Genomic DNA, 18,795 nt, shown 5'->3' with positions numbered 1-18,795 from the left:
GCTACTTGTTCCGGCTCTGGACCGAGGTGGGGACCGGCATGTGCAGGGCGAGCTGGCCTTCGGTCATGACGTCGAACTGAATGGTCCTGAACGGCCTGAGCGACCGCAGGTCGTCGGCCATGCGGCCTTCTCCGACCTGGAGGGTGATGTCACGCGGGACGCGCGTGGTACCGGCGCTCAGCACATGGGTCTGGCTCAGGGTCGAGTGCCACGCGCCGTTGATCGTCGTGTACGAGGTGAGCGAGCTGACGCGCTCGCCGCTCGGGTGGGCGGTCTGCTTCGGCGTGGTCGCCAGCAGCGACAAGTCGACTCCGCCGCTGTCGTTGGCCACGCGGGCGGTCGTCCGGCTGCGGTCGATGTCCACGTCGAGCTCGGTGACCCACTTGGGGAAGCCGTAGCCGTCGTGGCCGCGTACCTGGGCGATCTCCGTGCTCACCGGCAGGGACAGGACGTACGAGTCGAGATGCTCGTTCTTGAGGCCGGCGACGAGGTCGAAGAATCCGAGCCTCCCGTGCCGTGCGGGCCTGACGGCGATGCCGACGGCGGCCTCGGTGTAGAAGTCGATGTCGCACACGTCGTAGCGGAAGAACATCACCGAGATCAGCCCGAGGCCCGGCGCGATCTCCAGCGGCGCGAGCTCTGCGGGCAGCCTGGCGCGGATCGCTCGGGACGGCGCGAGCATCGTGAGCCGGGCGGTCGAGACGCTGTAGTAGAAGTTCGGGGTCAGCGTGGGGCCGATCGGAGAGTCGACCTTGATCTTGGGCAGCTGCCGGAAGAAGTCCACGCCGCTGACGCGGGGGTCACGGGCGATCTCGTCGAGGTCGGGGTTCATCCGGTACCGGTCGTACAGACCCCCCTTGGGGACCGTGACCGCACGGCCGCCCAGGTCTACCTCGAGGGTGTCCTTCTGTGCCGAAGACATGGCGTACGTTCCTCACTCTCATGTAAGCGGTGCGCACATGAATATAGGTAGCGATGTAAGCACCGTCAACAATGGAGTGGGCGGGATTCTGCGGGCGAGTGAGCGCCTGCGGGTACGTACGCCGAAGGTCCGGGCCGGCCCGCGCCGCGAGGGCGTCCGGGGGCCCGACCTGCGTCCGCGCCCCGCGCTTGGGAGCGGGAGGTGGATCGGGTGGTTCTGCCTCAGCTGCCGGGCAGTGCCGTCCTCAGCGCGTCGACGGCGAGTGTGCGCGCGACGACGGCGGCGCGGGTGTCACGGAGGCTGTCCAGGAGCAGGAAGTCATGGACCATTCCGCCGACGCGCACGGAGGTGACGTCGACGCCGGCCTCACGGAGCTTGTTCGCGAACTGCTCGCCCTCGTCGCGCAGCACGTCGGCCTCGTCGGTGATGACCAGGGTGGTGGGCAGCCCCCGGAGCTGGTCCAGGGAGGCCTGCAGCGGCGAGGCATGGGCCTCGGCGCGCTGGGCGGGGTCCGAGGTGTAGTGGTCCCAGAACCATTTCATGCCGTCGCGGGTCAGGTAGTACCCCTCGGCGAACTGCACGTAGGACGGGGTGTCGAAGTCGGCATTCGTCACCGGGTACAGCAGGACCTGCGCCTTGAGGTCGATCCCGCCGCGCTCCTTGTTCATCAGCGCGAACACCGCTGACATGCAGCCGCCGACAGAGTCGCCGGCCACCGCCACACGTGAGGTGTCCAGGCCGTGCTCCGCACCGTGTTCCATGACCCACCGGCCCACGGCGTAGTTCTGCTCCACCTGCGTGGGGTACTTCGCCTCCGGAGCGCGGTCGTACACGGGAAAGACACCGGCGGCGTCCGCACCCACGGCCAGTTCGCGGAAGAGGCGGTCGTGCGTCTTGTCGTCGCCGAACACCCAGCCGGCGCCGTGGATGAAGAACACCACAGGCAGCGGCCCGCTCGCCCCCTTGGGCCGGATGACGCGGGTGCGGACCGTGCCCCACTCGCCGGCGTCCACGTCGACCCACTCCTCGTCGACGTCCGGCCGGGGGACACTCTCATCGCTCTGCAGGCCGAGAAGGATGTCACGGCCCTTCTCCGGCGGGACCTCGTAGAGCCGCGGATGCGGAGCGGTGGCGTCGCACAGCTCCTGCGCGGCGGGCTCGAGGTAGGGCGTGATCGGCGGAGGAATCTGGGTCATGTTCACTCCATGTCGCAAGCACGGTGTGCCCGGTTCTTGCGGCCTCACGGGCCACGGCTGATGATCCACCCCCGGAAACCTCCCCGAGCCTCCCCGATCCATCGTCGTCCTCCGAGCCCGAACCGCAACCCGCCGCGAGGGCGGGCAGGGGGCGGGGGAGAGGGGGCACGGGCCAAGGAGACAGGGACGGGCTGCTCGGCTTCAACGGTCAGTGACCTTTGCGGTCGTCTGTGAGATGCGTGCGACGCCGAGCAGGAAGAGTCCGCACGCCGCTACGAGCAGCCAACCCGCGCGGGAGGCCCGCGCGAGCCCCGCAGGCGCGACGCCCGTGACGAGGGCCCCGGCGACGGCGATGCCGATCGCCGAGCCGACCTGCCGCGCCGTGGAGGTGATCGCCCCGGCCACCCCCGCCCGGGACGGTGGCAGTCCGCCGACGGCGGTGTTGGTGAGCGGCGCGTTCGCGAAGCCGAAACCGATGCCGATGAGCAGGTGGGCGAGCCCGAGCAGCGCTACGCCGGTGTCCTGGCTCAGGCCCACCAGGCTGAGGCCCCCGGCGGTGATGAACGCGCCGGCGAGGAGCAGCGGCCGGCGCGGTCCCAGCCGTCCCACCAGGGCACCGGACCAGGGCGCGCACAGCGTGGCTCCGAGGGCCATGGGGAGGGTCGCCGTGCCCGCGGCGAGCGGGGTGAGGCCCCGGCCGTGCTGGAGGTAGAGCGTGCTGAGCAGCAGGCTGACGTTGAGCGCGACGAACACCGCGACCGCGCCCAGCACCGCCGTGGCGAACGTCGGCCGCCGAAAGAGCCCGAGGTCCATCAGGGGCTCGGGCCTGCGTAGTTCGGCGCGGACGAAGGCGGCGGTGGCTGCGGCGATCAGGGCGTAGCCGGTGAGGGCCGCCGGTGACACCCAGCCGAGGCGGGGTCCTTCGATGAGGACGCCGACGGTGATGAACAGGGCCGTGGTGAGGAGCACTTGGCCGGGCAGGTCGAGCCGCCGGGCGCGCGCCCCGCGCGACTCCGGAACGAACACGGCGACCAGGACGAGCGCGGCGACCACGACCGGAACGTTGATCCAGAACAGCGACCGCCAGCCGAACGCGGCGATGAGCGCTCCGCCGGTGACCGGACCCGCCGCCATGCTGAGCCCGAAGACGGACGCCCAGATGCCGATCGCGCGGGCCCGCTCCCGTGGGTCGGGCATCGCGTTCACCACGATCGCCAGCGCCACGGGACTCAGCATCGAGGCCCCGATCCCCTGGACGGCCCGCGCCGCGACGAGCGCACCGAGTGACGGAGCCAGCGAGCAGGCCAGCGAGGCCAGACCGAACAGGATCAGTCCGCTCTGGAAGACCCGCCGTCGTCCGAAGCGGTCCGCGAGCGCCCCGGACACGATCAGCAGGCTCGCCAGGACCACGGTGTAGGCGTCGACGACCCATGCGAGGCCCCGGGTGCCGGTGCCCAGGCCGCGTCCGATCTCGGGCAGGCCCACGTTGACGATGGTGGTGTCCAAGCCCACCAGGAACATGCTCAGCGCACAGACGGCGAGTACCGTCCAGCGCCGGCGGGCATCGAGTGCGGGTGGCGGGACGGACAGGGTCGGCCTGGTCATGGGAAATCCCCCTCGGGTCGGACCGGGATCGTCTGCGAGCTCAGGTTCGGTGGGGGAGAGCGCGGCGACCCAGACTTTTTGCGAAGGCCGCAAAAAGCCACAGGGCGCGCCATGGCGGTCATGGACGCTGAACTGGCGGAGATCGTGGCAGCCGGCAGCACCCGGAGACCCACCTGTGCGACTTGAAACGGCGTCAACAACGACGCCACTGGCGGGGTACGGGAGCCGGCTCCGGTGCTGGTGGTGTCGGGCACCGGGTCACAGCGACGAGAAGCATGGCGAGGATCCTGCCGGCCACCACGAACAGCGTGGTGCTGATTCCCTCTGCCGTCGCGAGGCGCAGACGCTCGCCGGTGAGTCTTCGAGACCGGCGGTCGCTACGAGGACGAGGACGGCGAGGCCGACTGCGGCACCGACGCCGGAGCCGGTGGAGGCGATACCCGAGGCGATGCCTCGTTCCCGGTCCGCCACTCCGGTCACGGCGGCGATGAACATGGTGGTGAACACCACGCCGTCACCGACGCTGAGCGTGACGAGACCTGGGACCAGTTCGACGTACGAGCCGTCCGGCGAGACCACGACGCCGAGCAGCACGGTGCCCAGCGCGCCGATGGCGAGAGCAGCCACCAGCGTGCGCTTGAGCCCGAACCGAGTCACGAACTGGCCGGCCGTCGTCGAGCCCGCCACGACGACCGCGGCGGGGATCAGGAACCCAGCGCCGGTTTGCAGGGCGTCGTAGCCGAGGACCTCATGGAAGTAGACCGACAGGAAGTAGACCGTGGTCCCCAACAGGAGCTACAACACCCTCGCCGAACGAAACGACGTTCAAGTCGAGGATGCGCGACTGGGCATCGGGCGCTGGGCAGTGCGCGCCGCCCATGCCTCTCCGACCGCGGAGACATCAGTTCTCTCCCTTCCATGTCACAGGCAGCGGGGCAGCTCACTGGTGCAAATGGGCCAAGGTCTCATCGTTCACGAGGTAGGGACGCTCAAGGGGCAGTAGCTGCCGGGCGATGTCCAGCTCTCCACTCCGTACATGGGCATGGATGGTGTGGGCGAGCGGTGTCACGTCGGTGATGGAGACGACCCACTCGTCGGCGTAGAGACGTGCGGCTTCGCCGGCGAGGCCGAGCTGGAGCGAGCGGTGGGGGAGTGGCTGAAGGTGTAGATCCCGTTCGGGGTCCCATTGCACCCGGGCAGGAGCCTGCTTCAGCTGGCGCTTCCACGTGGCGTGGTCGGCGTGGAGCCCATGTTCATAGTGGGACAGGCAAGCGTGTTCCAGCGCCCACTCGAAGCCGTCCCGGGTGATCTCGACGGCCAGGACGGTCTCTTGGCGTTCCTTGGTGCCCCAACCGCAGCGGTACATCATCCATAGGAACGACGGTTTGATCCAGGTCATCCGGTTCCGTTGCCACGCCGCCGGGAAACGGCCCTCCCTGGCGGCCGGCAGACCGATTTCCGGCGCGTACGCCTGGTAGACGGTGACCGTGGAGTCCGTGTGCATTGCTCGAATCTGGTGTCTGGGTTCTGTCACATGGACCAGGGTGAACGCACCGCTTCCCACGCACCATCGAATTACCGCACTCGGGACGGCAGCGAATCGCTCGGTTTCCCGACCGATCGGGCGTCAGCTGCGCGGCTGCGTACGCAAGTGCCGCATCAGCTCGGCGAGCGCCAGCAAGCTGATCAAAGGCGAGACGGCGGCGAAGAGCATGCCCACCGTGTCGTCCTCCTTGTTGAGAGAGGCCCAAAGGCTCCAGGCGAGTGCGGCTGCCACGCCGGTCAATGCGAGAATCCAGGAAGACAATTCACGGCGACCGTCGATGATCGCCGCCGTGACGCCCAGTCCGCCGCACACCATGAGTCCCATGACCAGCGTGGCATGCACCCAATTGGGCACTCCGAGCGCTCCGTCGAAGGCCGGTTCGGCGTCCATTTGCCGGTAAGTGGCCCACAGGCTGCCGAGGTAGACCACGATGAGCGCTGCCAGGCTCACGATCCTGATCAGCTGCCCCAGCACACCGCGCTGTTCTCCTGCCACCGCACCCCCCGTTGTACCTGCCGGTCGCGAGGACCCCAAGGATGCCAGCGAGAGCCACCCCTTGAAAGAGGAAAGCGCCATCTGATGTGATTTCCTGACCCGGGTCATAAGTGGAGCGTGATGCGGGACTGAATGCCGAAAGGTTTCTCCATCGGGGAAACTCCCGAAGCGTCGATTCCTGGGCCTGAAGGTCAATCTCTCGACCGGGAGCGCAAGCGGCACTGCGCGGGCACCGACGCTCAATTCCCGGGAGGTTGGTGCAGGGGGACGGCGGTGATCTCGATGAGCCGGATATGACCGCCGGGAATGATGACGTAGTCCGCGTCGGAGGGTTGCGGTTGGGCCTCGCCGGGCCGGCGGATGGAGATGGGATGGTGCAGGGCGACGTCGCGGTAGTAGGTGTCCCGCTCGTCGGAGACCATGTGTCCGCTGCCGTAGACCAGTGTGTCGTCGTCCATCAGCACCTGTACCCGGGGATCGGCCTCGCCGCGCCGGGGCTTGAGCAACTCGGCCCACACCGTGCCGGGCGCCGTTGACCAGTTGCTCGCACCGCTGCGGCGACCGCGCAGCTCCCCGAGGGCCGCGCAGGCGAAGGTGCTGAGGGTGAGGACGAGGACGGCGGACCGTACGAGGTGCCAGGCATGCGAACGGGCGTACGGCGCGCCGGACACGGCGCCGTCCAGCGTGGCGAGGCCCGGCACGTACTCGGCGACAACGAGGACGCCTCCCGCGGCGGCCAGCGTCGCGAAGGTGCCGACCGTGAACAGCTCGGCGATCTCCCGGGCGGCCCCCGGGCGCTCGCGCAGGCCGTGGCGTTCGTACCGGACGAGGTAGAGGTAGCCGGGCACGGCCGCGTACAGCAGGGCCAGGAAACCCGCGAGGCTGGACGGCATGAAGGGTCACTCGGCGGGCGGGGTGGGAGGCGCCGACGGGGCGGGCGGGCGTTGCCGGTCCTTCGGGTCGTAGTTGCCCTTGATGATGCCCAGCGGCGGCCCGTCGTCCGGATCCGCGCCGTCGCCCATCAGGTCGGCCTGCGCCTTGGCCTCCTCTTCCTCGGAGAGTTCGCGTGATGCCCGCTGCGGCTCGTCCTCGTACGTCATCGTCGCTCCTTTGCGTCTGTCGCGGCTGTTCACCGTCGAAGTGTGGTCACCGGGCTCCGTAGGCCGTGATCCCGGCCCACTTGTCGGTCTGCTCGGGGGAGTCGCCCGAGTCCAGCATGGCCACCGCGGCCCGCCGGGCGGCTTCCAGCGGAGCGCGGCCCTGGCAGCGTTGGAAGATCCACCCCTTGGAGTGGCGTATCGCGGGTGCCGATCGGATCGGGACGGGGCTGGCGAGCACGAAGGCCGCTCCCGCCTCGTGGAAGGCGTGGACCAGGGCATTGGCGGCGTCACCGGCGAGTTCGAGGGGGCGCGGCGTCACGGGTGCCGCCCCCGCGAGCGCCCCGTGCCCGCCGCTGCGGTCGGCCGTGGCGCGCAGGCCGGTGCTGCACACGGTGAGCAGCACCTCCTCGAAGCACATCCGGCTCATGAGCACCTGCCCCGTCTCGAGTGTGCCGTCGGCCATCGTCACACCGGCGCCGAAGGGCTCCCCGGGAGCGGTCACGCCGTGGGTGATGATCTGAAGCACCTCCGTCCGGCCGGGCACCGGGGGGCCGGAGAGCAGCAGGTCGTGCAGCGCGGCGACCGTCGCCCGATCACCGGTGACCGGCCTCGCGCGCAGCCGCTCCGGCCCCAGCCAGTCGGCGAGGTGGCACACCGCCTTCCGCGCTCCGGGAAGCGGCTCGCCCCTGGACGGCCGGTCGACGCCCAGCAGTGTGGCCCGGACCGCCCCCGTGGGCCGGTGGTCCAGCAGCGGCGCGCTGGACAGGTTGGGGACGATTCCGATGGCAGTCCCACGGATCACATGGCCGCCACGGTGACGGACGAGTGTCCAGGGCAGGTTGTGCAGGTGCCCGTGCGGGGACAGCAGGCAGGTGCCGCTGTCCGCGACCTCCTCCGCGAATTCCGGAGGGATCAGGTCGGAGAGACCGAGACCGTGGTGGGCCCAGAAGTCCAGGCGTGCGGGCGTGCCCTGACACAGTTCGCGCTGGTAGGCCTCCAGTGCGCCGCGGGTGTCGTCACCCAGCCGCCGGAGGTCCGTGCGCAGCCTGCCGTCCGGTGTCGCCAGCAGGGCCAGGATGCCCTCGGGGCGTTCGTACAGGCTCAGGGCCACACAGCGGCCGGGGTTGCTCCCCGGGGCGGCGGAGCGGTACGCGGCCAGGAACCGGGTGAGCCGGTCCGGGTCGAAGGGAGGGTCGTCCCTGATGAGGCGCCAGCGAGGGTCGACGGCACGGATCCTGGTCAGCAGCGCGGCCCGCTCGACGCTGAGCCGGTCGGCTTCCTCCCAGCGCTGGTGATGCCCGGCGTCCGTGATCCGCTCGGTCAGTTCGGCGAACTTGGCGTGGTCCGGTCCGTGCCGTGCGTCCCGCTCGCCGGTGCCGGGGGACGCGTCCGGGGTGTTCCGTACGTCCGAGCGGGCCAGGGAGAGGCGGGCCGAGAAGGCGCGGGCCTTGAGCAGATCCGTGACGACGGCACACAGCGGTGCGTCGGCGGTCTGCTCGGCGAAGGCCAGCGCTTCCTCGAACAGCGGCCGGCGATGGCGCAGGTGCAGCGTGTCGAAGCGATGGCCGAGCGGCACGCGCAGCACTCGGTCGAGGGCGTGGGCCATCTCGCGGTAGGCACGCGCCGCATCGGCCCGGTCTGCCTGGCCGCAGTCTGTGTGCCCGCGGTCTGCATGACCACGGTGTGCCCGGGCACGCTCGGCGAGCAGGCCGGCCGCGAGGGCGTCATCGGGATGGCCGGCCAGACAGCGCGCCCCGCGGTCGCACCAGCGCAGGGCCCGCTCGCACCATCCGTCCGCCCCGGACAGCCGGGCCGCCACGGCGCGAAGGCGGCAGTACTCCGCGCCGCGCACCAGGCGCAGACGCGCCCGCATCGACGTCCGGTCTGCCGCGGAGGCGTCCTCGAACAGCGGGGCGGCCTGATCCAGCCGCCGGCTCGCCTCGCCCACCGCACCCCGGTCGAGCGCGCAGCGGGCCAGTTGCAGCAGCCCCGCCTCCGGCAGGCCGGCCGCCGCGTACATCGGCATGCGGCGCAGGTAGGCCTGTTCGGCCGCCTCCGGTGCGCCCGTGTCGCGGAGCGCGCCCGCTTTCACATCCAGCAGCCGGACGTAGACGGTGGATGCCTGGAGCAGCCGGGCGACCTTCTTCGGACCGTCACCGCCTTGCGCGAGGAGCGCGCTGAGCGGACGCATCGCTTCGGGATCGGTCTCGTCGATCGGCCCGTCCGGAAGGAGAGCGGCGAGTTCCGTCTCCAGCGGCGCCAGCACCTCCAGGGCGGTTTCGGCGTCGTACAGCTGGTACAGCGCCTCGGCCCGCAGTATTCGCAGGTCGCCGTAGCGGGCGGACGGCGTTCCGCGCGAGGGCCGGGACGCGTCGTCCTCCAGATCCGTGGCCTGCTCCACAAGGGCGAGAGCCTCGCCGGGCCGCCCCTCCTGCAGCTCGTACTGGGCTTTGCCGGCCAGGAAGGAGCGGAGCTGGCCGGGTGTCGCGTGGGGTGTGAACTCCTCGGCGTGCGCCCAGTGTTCTTCGGCCTGCCGGTGAGTACGGGCCCCGGCACGGTGGGTGGTGAGCTCCCGCCCGAAGGCGTCCAGCAGGATGCCGGCGACATGCGACGGCTCAACCGACGGTGTGGTCGGGCCGCCGGGCGCGTGCAAGACCGCCAGAATCCGTCGTCCGAGCAGGATCAGCTCTTGGAAGAGCCGTTCGGTCGGCTGCCCCGCGTCAGCCGCCTGCCAGTACCGCGCTCCCAACTCGAAGAAGCGCGTGGCCAGGTTGTGGACATCCATCCACGTGCCCCCGATTCCGCGATGCCGCCCACCCCTTCCGCGGCCCGAAGGTGTCCTGTCTTTCCGGCGACCCCCGGCCCACGGCGACTCGACCACCCACCGTACGACCGCCGGACCGTGAGGGAAACCGTCGCAGGGAGCCGCCGGAGCGCACCGCGCGGCGGTGCGCGCTGCGCACTCGCGTTGATGCGCCCCGCGCCGGTCAAAGGACGACGTAGATTCGCGTTGCCTGGTCGGCGCCCGTGTCGGAGCCCAGCGGAACGGGGAGTCCCCGCCTGCCGGGTCGCTGTGATCGCGGACCGTAGCCGATGCCAGGCCATGCCACGCGATGCGATGTGACAGCGGGGTGCCGTCCTCGTCCTCGGCCGGGGACCCACATGTCCGCGGCCCGGACGGCGGGCAGCAGCGCGGCTGCCGTACGCGCCGAGACGGCCCGTACGGCCGGCTTCTCCACCTGGGCCACCAGCCGTGGCAACCGGTCGGCCGATCGCCGTCCTGTTGGCCGGGACGCCGCCACGGCAAGGACCGCAGCACTTGCGGTCCGTGTGCAGGTTCCCCGTGCGGCAGACCGAGGCGCGCTGCCTGGCAGCGGGGAGGTCTCGGTGAGGCCGTCGTGGGCACTGGTGACCAGGCACTCGTCGCCGTCGGGCGATCAAGTGCCTCCGCCGGTCACACAGTCCGTGTCGCGTCGTGCCTGCGGGTGAGCAGGGCCCCCAGCGCGATCATCCCGAGGCCGAGAACGAGGTGGAGCCAGTTGTCGGCGGTGTTGAGCGGGACGAAGTTCGCGGCGCTGTCGAGGTCGATGATCACGCCGTACAGCCACAGGACCAGGTAGATGGCGCCGCCGGCGAGGAGGTAGAGCCGTGCCTGTGGCGCGGTGCGCGACAGGGCCAGTCCGGCGACGCCGAAGGCCAGATGCACAAGGTTGTGCAGGACGGACACCTGGAAGATGCCGAACAGCTTCGCCTCGGAGTGGTGAGCCGCGAACTCCATCGCGTCGTAGTTCGTGGTGATGCCCGGGATGAAGCCGAGAACACCGACCAGGAGGAAGACCGCTCCCACGACCAGAGCGGCCTGCTGGACCGGTGTGCGCGCGGTGCGGGCGGCATGTGCGTGTGTGGACATGGCAACTCTCCTGCTTGGGCTCGAAAACCGGCGCCCGGTGCGTCATGGCTCTCGCCGAGTTCCCTCATCCGTCGCAGAGATGTCACAGCAGCACATGTGCTCGCATGGAGCCGAGCTCCCGCTCGTCCCCGATCAGTCACGACCGCGCGGCCTGCTCAGCCAGGCGCGGATCGCCGCCGCCGTGCCGTCGGCGTGCCGGTGAAGCAGGGAGTAGTGGTCGCCGGTCAGGTCGGCGCCCTCGTGCGGGAGTGGCCAGCGTGGCTGCCAGTCCGCGTCCGGGGCGGTGCGCAGCATCTCCGCCGTGGGGCGGCCGCGGAGCAGCAGCGTGGGCACCGGCGAGGGTTCGGGGTTCCAGTCCTCCAGTACGCGCGCGTAGCCGCCCCCGGCGATGAGCAGCGAGTCGTCCGACGCTGCCACGGCGTCCTCCGGCAGGGCGGCGCCGGCTGCCATCAGGGCCAGCCCGCGAGGGTCGTCCCGGCGCAGCACACCGGCGTGGGTGTCGATCAGCACCGCACCGGCCGGTGGCCGTCCGCTCTCGGAGAGGTACCGGGCCACCGCGTGCGCGATCACGCCGCCGGCGCAGAAGCCGACGAGGACGGGCGGCGTCCGGACGGGCAGGGCACGGATGGTGTCGGCGTGCGCCCGGACCAGCGTGTCCATGCCGTCGGGCACGCCCCGGCGTTCCCCGAGCCCTGGATGTTCCAGCAGGAACACGTCGTGCGCGCCTTCGAGCCGCTCGGCCAGGGCGGAGGGGACGCGATGGCGGGGCGAGAGGTAGTCCGGGAGGTACACGACCGGCGTGCCGTCGCCCTGGGCGAGCCGGATCGGCCGGACCGAGTACCGGGTGTGCTCGGCGGGGGAGAAGACCGGCAGGGCGTAGGACGCGTGATGGCGCAGCGCCATGGCCTCGAACGGGCCCTTCTCGCGCAGCACCCGGTGGTAGAGGGGCCCGAAGCGGTAGGAGACGGGGGATCGGGGTTCCGCCTCCGGCCGTGTCTCCTGCTCGCCGCCCCTGTCGCCTGGCGTCGCTCCCGAGGCGAGCAGGGCCGCGTGGACGTGTGCCGCCAGCAGGGCCGGCGTGGGATGGTCGAAGACGACGCTCGGGGCGAGCCGTACCCCGGTGAGCGCGCTGAGGCGGTTGCGGGCCTGCACGGCGGTCAGGGAGTCGAAGCCGAGGTCGGTGAAGGCGCGGTCGGTGGGGAGCGCGACGGCGTCCGGGTAGCCAAGGACGGTGGCGATCTCCGTGCGGATCAGATCGGCCAGCCGTGCTTCGCGTTCCGGCTCCGGGACGGCGGTGAGCCGTTCGGGCCAGGCGCCGGGTGGCTGCGAGGCAGGGACGGTGCCCTGCGCCAGTGGGTGGCTGCTTTGTCCGGTCCGGGGTGCGGGGGCCGGCAGCAGGTCGGCGAGGAGCGGGGACGCGTCGGAGCGCGTCGCGGCGCGGTCCAGCGGGACCGGCATCAGGACGGGTTCCGGTGTCCGCAGCGCCGTGTCCAGGAGGGCGATGCCCTCGCGTTCGGTGACGGGCAGAAGCCCTCCCTCGGCGATCCGGCCGGGCGCGACCCGGCCGGCCATCCCGGCCTCTCCCGCCGTGGTCCACGCTCCCCAGGCCAGCGCCTGCGCGGGCAGTCCGCGGGCCGCGCGGTGCCGGGCGAGCGCGTCGAGGAACCCGTTCGCGGCGGCGTAGTTCGACTGACCGGGCCGGCCGAGCACCCCGGCCGCCGAGGAGTAGAGCACGAAGGCGGACAGGTCGAGGTCGCGTGTCGCCTCGTGGAGGTACCAGGCGCCGTCGGCCTTCGGCGCGAGCACCGCCGCGAGCCGCTCGGGTGTCATGGTGTCCACCACGCCGTCGTCGAGCGCACCGGCGAGGTGGAAGACCGCAGTGAGGGCCGGCCGGCAGGATGCGACCAGGGCGTGTACGGCGTCGCGGTCGCCCATGTCACAGGCGGACACGCGCACCTCGGCCGGTACGTCGGCGACCCAGTCGGGAGCACGGCCGCTGCGGTTGGTCAGCAGCAGGTGCCGTACTCCGTGGTCGGCGACCAGATGCCGGACCAGGCTCGCACCGAGCGCGCCGGTGCCGCCCGTGACGAGTACCGTGCCCTCCGCATCGAGTGCGGGCGGCGCTTCGGCGGGCGGGTCGGCGGGCGCCAGCCGCGGTACCAGTACCGTGCCCGAGTCCAGGGCGACCTGCGGTTCACCCGAGCGCAGGGCCGCCGCGAGATCCTTCTCCGAGGCAGGAGTGCCACACCGGTCGGCCAGCACGATCCGGCCGGGGTGCTCGGACTGGGCGCTGCGCACGAGCGCGGCGACCGCCGCCTCGGCCGGGTCCGGGTCGTCGCCGGTCGCGTTGTGGGTGAGCACCAGCAGACGGCCCGGCCGGGTGCCGGAGGTCCAGTCCTGCACCCGTTCCAGCACGGCCGACAGAAGACCGCGTACCCGGTCCGGCATGCCGGTCGCGCCGGTCGCGCCGGGCGGGACGGTGGCCAGGCGGGCCAAATCCAGCACCTCGTGGTCCAGGTCCAGCACCTCATGGCCGGAGTCGGAATCAGAGCCGGAGTCGGTATCGGAATCGGAGCCGGAGTCGATGGAGCCGGCGGCCGGTACTGCGGGTCGCCAGGTCAGGCGGTACGTCTCGGTGGAGGCCGGCATCGCCCGCGTGACGACGGACGTCACCTCCGCGAGCAGGCGCCCCGCCGGATCGCTGAGCGTGACCTGGAACTCGTCCGGGCCGAGCCGCCGTAGCACCGCCCGCGCGGCGGAGGCGCCGGTCGCGTGTACCGTCACGCCGGTGCAGGCGAGCGGGACGCGGGGCGTGGCCGGTGCCGGGCTCTGTGCCTCGGCCAGCGCTGCCGCGTGCAGGGCCGCGTCGAACAGCGCCGGGTGCAGGATGTACGCGGTGGCCGTGGCCGCCTCGCCCGGGGGCAGGGCGAGTTCGGCGTACACCTCGTCGTCCCGCTGCCACAGCGCGGTCACCGCGCGGAAGGCGGGGCCGTAGTGCAGGCCCTGGGAGGCCAGGCGCGGATAGTCGACGGGGACGGGCCGGGCACCCGCGGGGGGCCATGTCCCGCCCGGACCGGCGGGCGGCGGCGATTGCGCCGGAGAAGCGAGCGTGGCCGTGGCGTGCCGCGTCCACTCGGCAGTTCCGTCGGCGGGGCGGGCCCAGACCTCTACCGGCCGTTCGCCGGACGCGTCCGGGGCGTCGGTCACCACCTGTACCCGCATCGGCCGCGCCGGGGGCAGCACGAGCGGCTTGTGGAAGGCCAGCTCAATCAGCCGGACCGGTCCGTCGGTGCCCGTGGCGCTGGCGGCCAGCTCGGCGAGGAGGGTCGCCGGGGCCAGTAGGCGGTCGCCGACGCGGTGGTCGGCCAGCCACCGGTGGCGGGTGGTGGAGAGTACGGCGGTGTGCCGGATCCGGGGGCCGTCGGCGTCGGGCTGCGGGTGCCCGATCAGAGGGTGGCCGGCCGGGACCGGTTGCCGTACGGCGTCCAGCCAGTAGCGCTGCCGCTGGAAGGGGTAGGTCGGCAGCGGGCGGCGGCGGGCACCGCTGTCCGCGTACACCGCCCGCCAGTCCACGTCCACGCCGTGCACGTGCAGCGCGGCCAGCGTCTCCAGCGTCGTACGCGGGTCGGTGCACGAGGTGAACACCGCGCCGGCCTCGACCGGCACGCACTCCTCGGCCGCGGCCGCGAGGGAGGCCGACGGACCGACCGCCATGAACAGGCCGGCGCCGTCCTCGGACACGTGCGCCACCGCGTCGGCGAAACGGACGGTCTCGCGAACCTGCCGTACCCAGTGGTCGGCGGTGGCGAGTGCCTGCGTCTCGGACCGACCGGTCAGCGTCGACACCACCGGGACGGCGGGCGGCCGGTACGTCACCGACTCGGCGACCGCGCGGAACTCGGCCAGCATGGGATCCATCAGCGGCGAGTGGAAGGCGTGACTGACCCGCAGCCGGCGGGCGGGCCGGCCCAGCAGGCCGGCCAGCGCGCTCACCGCTTCCTCGTCGCCGGAGAGCACCACCGAGGAGGGGCCGTTGACCGCGGCGACGGCGATCCGGCCCGGTACGTCCCCGAGCCGGGCCGTCACCTCGGCCAGCGGCGCACGGACCGCGGCCATGGCTCCGCCGCCGGGCAGGGCGGCCATCAGCCGGCCTCGGGCGGCGACCAGCCGCACCGCGTCGGCGCGCGAGAACACCCCGGCGACATGGGCGGCGGCCAGTTCACCGACCGAGTGTCCGGCCAGGTGGTCCGGCCGTACCCCGAACTCGGTGAGCAGCGTGTGCAGGGCGACCTCGAAGGCGAAGAGGGCGGGCTGCGCGTAGTCGGTACGGTGCAGCAGGCCGTCGTCGGGAGCGTCGATCACCTCCAGCAGCGGCCGGTCGAGCCAGGGCGTGAACTCCTCGCACAGGGAGGTGTACGCCGCGTCGAAGGCCGGGAAGGCCGCGCGCAGTTCGCGGCCCATGCGGGACCGCTGGGCGCCCTGCCCCGCGAACAGCAGGGCCGTCTTCGGGCGGGTCCGAGCCGTGCCGCGCAGCACCGCCGGACCGTCGGCGCCGTCGGCGAGGTCGTGCAGTCCGGCGAGCAGGCCCTCGGTGTCGGAAGCGACGACGGCGGCCCGGTGGGACAGCGGCGCCCTGGTCGTCGCCAGCGAGTACGCGACGTCCAGTGTGCCCTCCTCACCGGCCAGCTCGTTCGCCAGGACGGCCGCGTGGGCGCGCAGGCCCGCCTCGTCACCACCGCCGACCAGCCAGGGCGTGACCGGGAACCGGCGACGCTCCGGCACCGGGCCGGGGGCCGGCTCGGAGGGCTCCTCGATGATCACGTGGGCGTTGGTGCCGCCGATCCCGAACGACGAGACCGCCGCACGGCGCGGCCGGTCGCGGCGCGGCCAGGGCCGGGCCCGGTCGAGCAGCCGTACCGCCCCCGAGGACCAGTCGACGTGCGGCGACGGCCGGTCGGCGTACAGCGAGGCGGGCAGCTCGCCGTGACGCATCGCCTCGATCATCTTGATCAGTCCGGCGATACCCGCAGCGGCCTGGGTGTGTCCGAGATTCGACTTCACCGAGCCGAGCCACAGCGGCAGTCGCGGGTCACGGCCTTGCCCGTAGGTCGCCAGCAGGGCGCCGGCCTCGATCGGGTCGCCGAGCGCGGTCCCGGTGCCGTGTCCCTCGACGGCGTCCACATCGGCCGCCTCCAGCCCCGCGTCGGCCAACGCCAGCCTGATGAGGTCGCGTTGGGCCTCGCCGCTGGGAGCGGTCAGGCCGTTCGAGGCGCCGTCGGAGTTGACGGCGGAGCCGCGCAGCACCGCCAGCACCGGATGGCCGTTGCGCCGGGCGTCGGACAGTTTCTCCAGCAGCACCAGGCCGACGCCCTCCGCCCAGGCGGTGCCGTCGGCGCCCGCGGCGAACGACCGGCAGCGGCCGTCCCGGGACAGGCCGCGCTGACGGCTGAACGCGATGAACGGCTGCGGACCGGACAGCACCGTCACCCCGCCCGCCAGTGCGAGGGTGCACTCCCCGGCGCGCAGCGACCTGGCGGCCAGGTCGAGGGCGACCAGCGAGGAGGAACAGGCCGTGTCCAAGGTCATGGTCGGGCCGCGCAGCCCGAGGACGTAGGAGATGCGGCCGGAGGCCACACTGCCGGTGGAGCCGGTGCCGAAGTACGACTCCAGCTCGTGGGGCGGGACGCCGGTGTCGTAGCCGAGGTGCATCAGGCCGACGAAGACGCCGGTGGCCGAGCCGCGCAGAGCCGGTGCGGGGATGCCCGCGCGTTCCAGCGTCTCCCAGGCGACCTCCAGCAGCAGCCGCTGCTGCGGGTCGGTGGCGAGGGCCTCGCGGGGGGACATGCCGAAGAACAGCGGGTCGAAACCGGCCACGTCGTCCAGGAACCCGCCACGGCGGGCGTAGGTGGTGCCGAGCCGGTCGGGATCGGGGTGGTACAGGCAGTCCAGGTCCCAGCCCCGGTCGGTGGGGAAGTCACCGGTGGCGTCCACGCCCCCGGCCGCCAGACGCCACAGGTCCTCGGGTGAGTTCACCCCGCCCGGATAGCGGCAGCCGACGGCGACGATCGCCACCGGCTCCGCCTGCGGGCCGCGCGGGCGGGGTGATGTTCCCTGCGCGGCGGGTACGGCTGTCCCGTACAGCCGGGTGTCCAGGTAGGCGGCGACGGCGGCCGGGTTCGGATGGTCCCAGACCAGCGTGGCGGGCAGGCGCAGGCCGGTACGCAGAGCGAGCCGGTGCCACAGCGTCATCGCGCCCATCGAGGTCAGCCCGAGGTCGGCGAACGCGGCGGCGGGCTCGGCCGGCGTCCCGAGGATCGCCGTGGTCTCCTCGCACACCAGGTCGGTCAGCGCGGCCCGCCGCTCGGCGGGCGTCCGGTCGGTCCCCGGCGAAAGGACCGGGCCGGCGTGATGCCCGGCGAGAGCCTCGCGCAGCAGTGCCCGGCGCGGCTTGCCGGCCCCGGTGCGCGGCACGGCCGGGGTGAACAGGATCTCCTCGGGCACCTTGTGGGCGGAGAGCACCTTCGCACAGGCCCGCAGCAGGCCTCCGGGATCGATGTCCCGGTGCTCCGGTACGACGAACGCCACCGGGACCTCGCCCAGCAGCGGGTGGGCCCGCGCGACCACGGCCGCGTCACGCACCCCGGGCAGGTCGCGCAGGACCCGCTCGACCTCGGCCGGGTCGACGTTCTCGCCGCCGCGCACGATGCGGTCGCCGGCCCGCCCGATGACGGTCAGGCAGCCGTCCTCGTCGAGCCGGCCCAGGTCGCCGGTGCGATACCAGCCGTCGCGCAGGACCTCCGCGGTCTCCTCGGGCCGGTTGTGGTAGCCGAGCATGAGGCCGGGGCCACGCACCCAGATCTCGCCTTCGCTCGCGTCGGTGAGGTCCGCTCCACGCCCGGGCGGGACATCGTCTTCGCCGGCGCCGGTGACGTCCGCCGCGGTCGCGGGCGGGGTGATCCTGACCTCCATACCGGGCAGCGGCACCCCGCTGCCACCGGGCACCCTGGGCCCGTCCGGCGACTCCATGGCGATCTTGCCGCAGGTCTCGGTGCTGCCGTAGCCGTCGAGCAGCGGGGCACCGAACCGCTCCTCGGCCCGCGCCCGCAGCTCGGGGTCGCTGGGCGCCCCGGCGGTGACACAGAACCGCAGTGAGGGGACCGTTCCCAGGCCGGTGTCGAGCAACTGCTGGTAGGTCAGCGGGACACCGGCCAGGACCGTCGGCGCGTACGCCTCCACCAGGCGGGCCAGCGCGGCCGGCTCGGCGTGCGCGGTGATCCGGGCGCTCGCCCCGGCCACCGTGGTGCCCAGCACGCACAGCGAGTGGGCGTAGGTGTGCGTGAGCGGCAGCGGCCACAGCACCCGGTCGGACTCCGACAGACCGAGCCGCGGCAGATAGCAGGCCACCGACGACCACAACGCGGACCGCTGGCTGGAGACCGCGGCCCGCGGCGTGCCGGAGGTCCCGGACGTGTAGAGCAGCCAGGCCGGTTCGTCCAGACCCAGGTCGTCCGGCGGCGCGGCCGAGCATACGGCGGTGAGGGCCTCGTAGCCCGTGGCGCCGGCCGGCAGGGGGCCCTCACCGGTCACCACCAGCCGGATCGCCCGGCCCGCAGTCATCCGGGTGACGCGCGGCAGGTTCCGCCGGTCGGTGACCAGCACGGCCGGATCGCAGTCGGCCAGGAGCGCGGCGAGTTCGGCGTCGGTGCCGCGCGCGCTGAGCGGCACACCGACCGCTGCGGCCCGCACCGTGGCCAGCAGTCCCTCGACCAGTTCCACGGCGTTGCCGAGGCAGAACGCCACCCGCTCGCCCCGGCCGACACCAAGCCCCACCGCCAACCCGCCGGTCCTGCGCTCCAGTTCGGCCCAGCTCACACCGCGCCGGTCGTCGGCGTACGCGACCTTGTCACCGTGCCGTGAGGAGTTCTCGCGCAGCAGCTCCGTCAACGGCCGCACCTCGTACGCTTCTTTCGCACCTGCCACGCTCTTCCCTCCCGCTCAGCCACACAGGTAGGTGGCTTGGG

11 protein-coding genes are annotated in these 18,795 nt (G+C 72.5%); all 11 read right to left on the bottom strand.

The window, feature by feature from the left end:
* Position 1 precedes the first annotated feature (1 nt).
* Entirely contained in the window at positions 2-922 is a 921-nt protein-coding gene (locus ACSU6L_RS00315; protein WP_437052302.1) for an acetoacetate decarboxylase family protein, read from the bottom strand.
* A 221-nt stretch (positions 923-1,143) separates the two neighbouring features.
* Positions 1,144-2,118, bottom strand: a complete 975-nt coding sequence (locus ACSU6L_RS00310) for an alpha/beta hydrolase (protein WP_437052300.1) — start codon at positions 2,116-2,118, stop codon at positions 1,144-1,146.
* Between the two features lie 201 nt (positions 2,119-2,319).
* Positions 2,320-3,723, bottom strand: a complete 1,404-nt coding sequence (locus ACSU6L_RS00305; RefSeq protein WP_437052298.1) for an MFS transporter — start codon at positions 3,721-3,723, stop codon at positions 2,320-2,322.
* A gap of 258 nt (positions 3,724-3,981) precedes the next feature.
* On the bottom strand, positions 3,982-4,512 hold the full coding sequence (locus ACSU6L_RS00300) for an MFS transporter (protein WP_437052296.1): 531 nt from the start codon (positions 4,510-4,512) through the stop codon (positions 3,982-3,984).
* A gap of 151 nt (positions 4,513-4,663) precedes the next feature.
* Complete coding sequence (locus ACSU6L_RS00295) at positions 4,664-5,227, bottom strand: DUF4291 domain-containing protein (protein WP_437052294.1); 564 nt, start codon at positions 5,225-5,227, stop codon at positions 4,664-4,666.
* A 123-nt stretch (positions 5,228-5,350) separates the two neighbouring features.
* Positions 5,351-5,743, bottom strand: a complete 393-nt coding sequence (locus tag ACSU6L_RS00290) for a hypothetical protein (RefSeq protein ID WP_437052292.1) — start codon at positions 5,741-5,743, stop codon at positions 5,351-5,353.
* A gap of 260 nt (positions 5,744-6,003) precedes the next feature.
* Positions 6,004-6,657, bottom strand: a complete 654-nt coding sequence (locus ACSU6L_RS00285; protein ID WP_437052290.1) for a DUF6338 family protein — start codon at positions 6,655-6,657, stop codon at positions 6,004-6,006.
* Between the two features lie 6 nt (positions 6,658-6,663).
* Complete coding sequence (locus tag ACSU6L_RS00280) at positions 6,664-6,864, bottom strand: hypothetical protein (protein WP_437052288.1); 201 nt, start codon at positions 6,862-6,864, stop codon at positions 6,664-6,666.
* A 46-nt stretch (positions 6,865-6,910) separates the two neighbouring features.
* Positions 6,911-9,649: a CHAT domain-containing protein gene (locus ACSU6L_RS00275; protein WP_437052286.1), complete on the bottom strand. Its 2,739-nt coding sequence runs from the start codon at positions 9,647-9,649 to the stop codon at positions 6,911-6,913.
* Between the two features lie 669 nt (positions 9,650-10,318).
* On the bottom strand, positions 10,319-10,774 hold the full coding sequence (locus ACSU6L_RS00270) for a DUF4383 domain-containing protein (RefSeq protein WP_437052284.1): 456 nt from the start codon (positions 10,772-10,774) through the stop codon (positions 10,319-10,321).
* A 132-nt stretch (positions 10,775-10,906) separates the two neighbouring features.
* Positions 10,907-18,754, bottom strand: coding sequence for an SDR family NAD(P)-dependent oxidoreductase (locus ACSU6L_RS00265; RefSeq protein ID WP_437052282.1), 7,848 nt, complete (start codon positions 18,752-18,754; stop codon positions 10,907-10,909).
* Positions 18,755-18,795 lie beyond the last annotated feature (41 nt).

This window comes from Streptomyces sp. enrichment culture, from assembly GCF_964272855.1.
Classification (GTDB): domain Bacteria; phylum Actinomycetota; class Actinomycetes; order Streptomycetales; family Streptomycetaceae; genus Streptomyces.
Note: the sequence above shows the minus strand (reverse complement) of the source record. Positions and strands in the feature narration are given on the sequence as shown.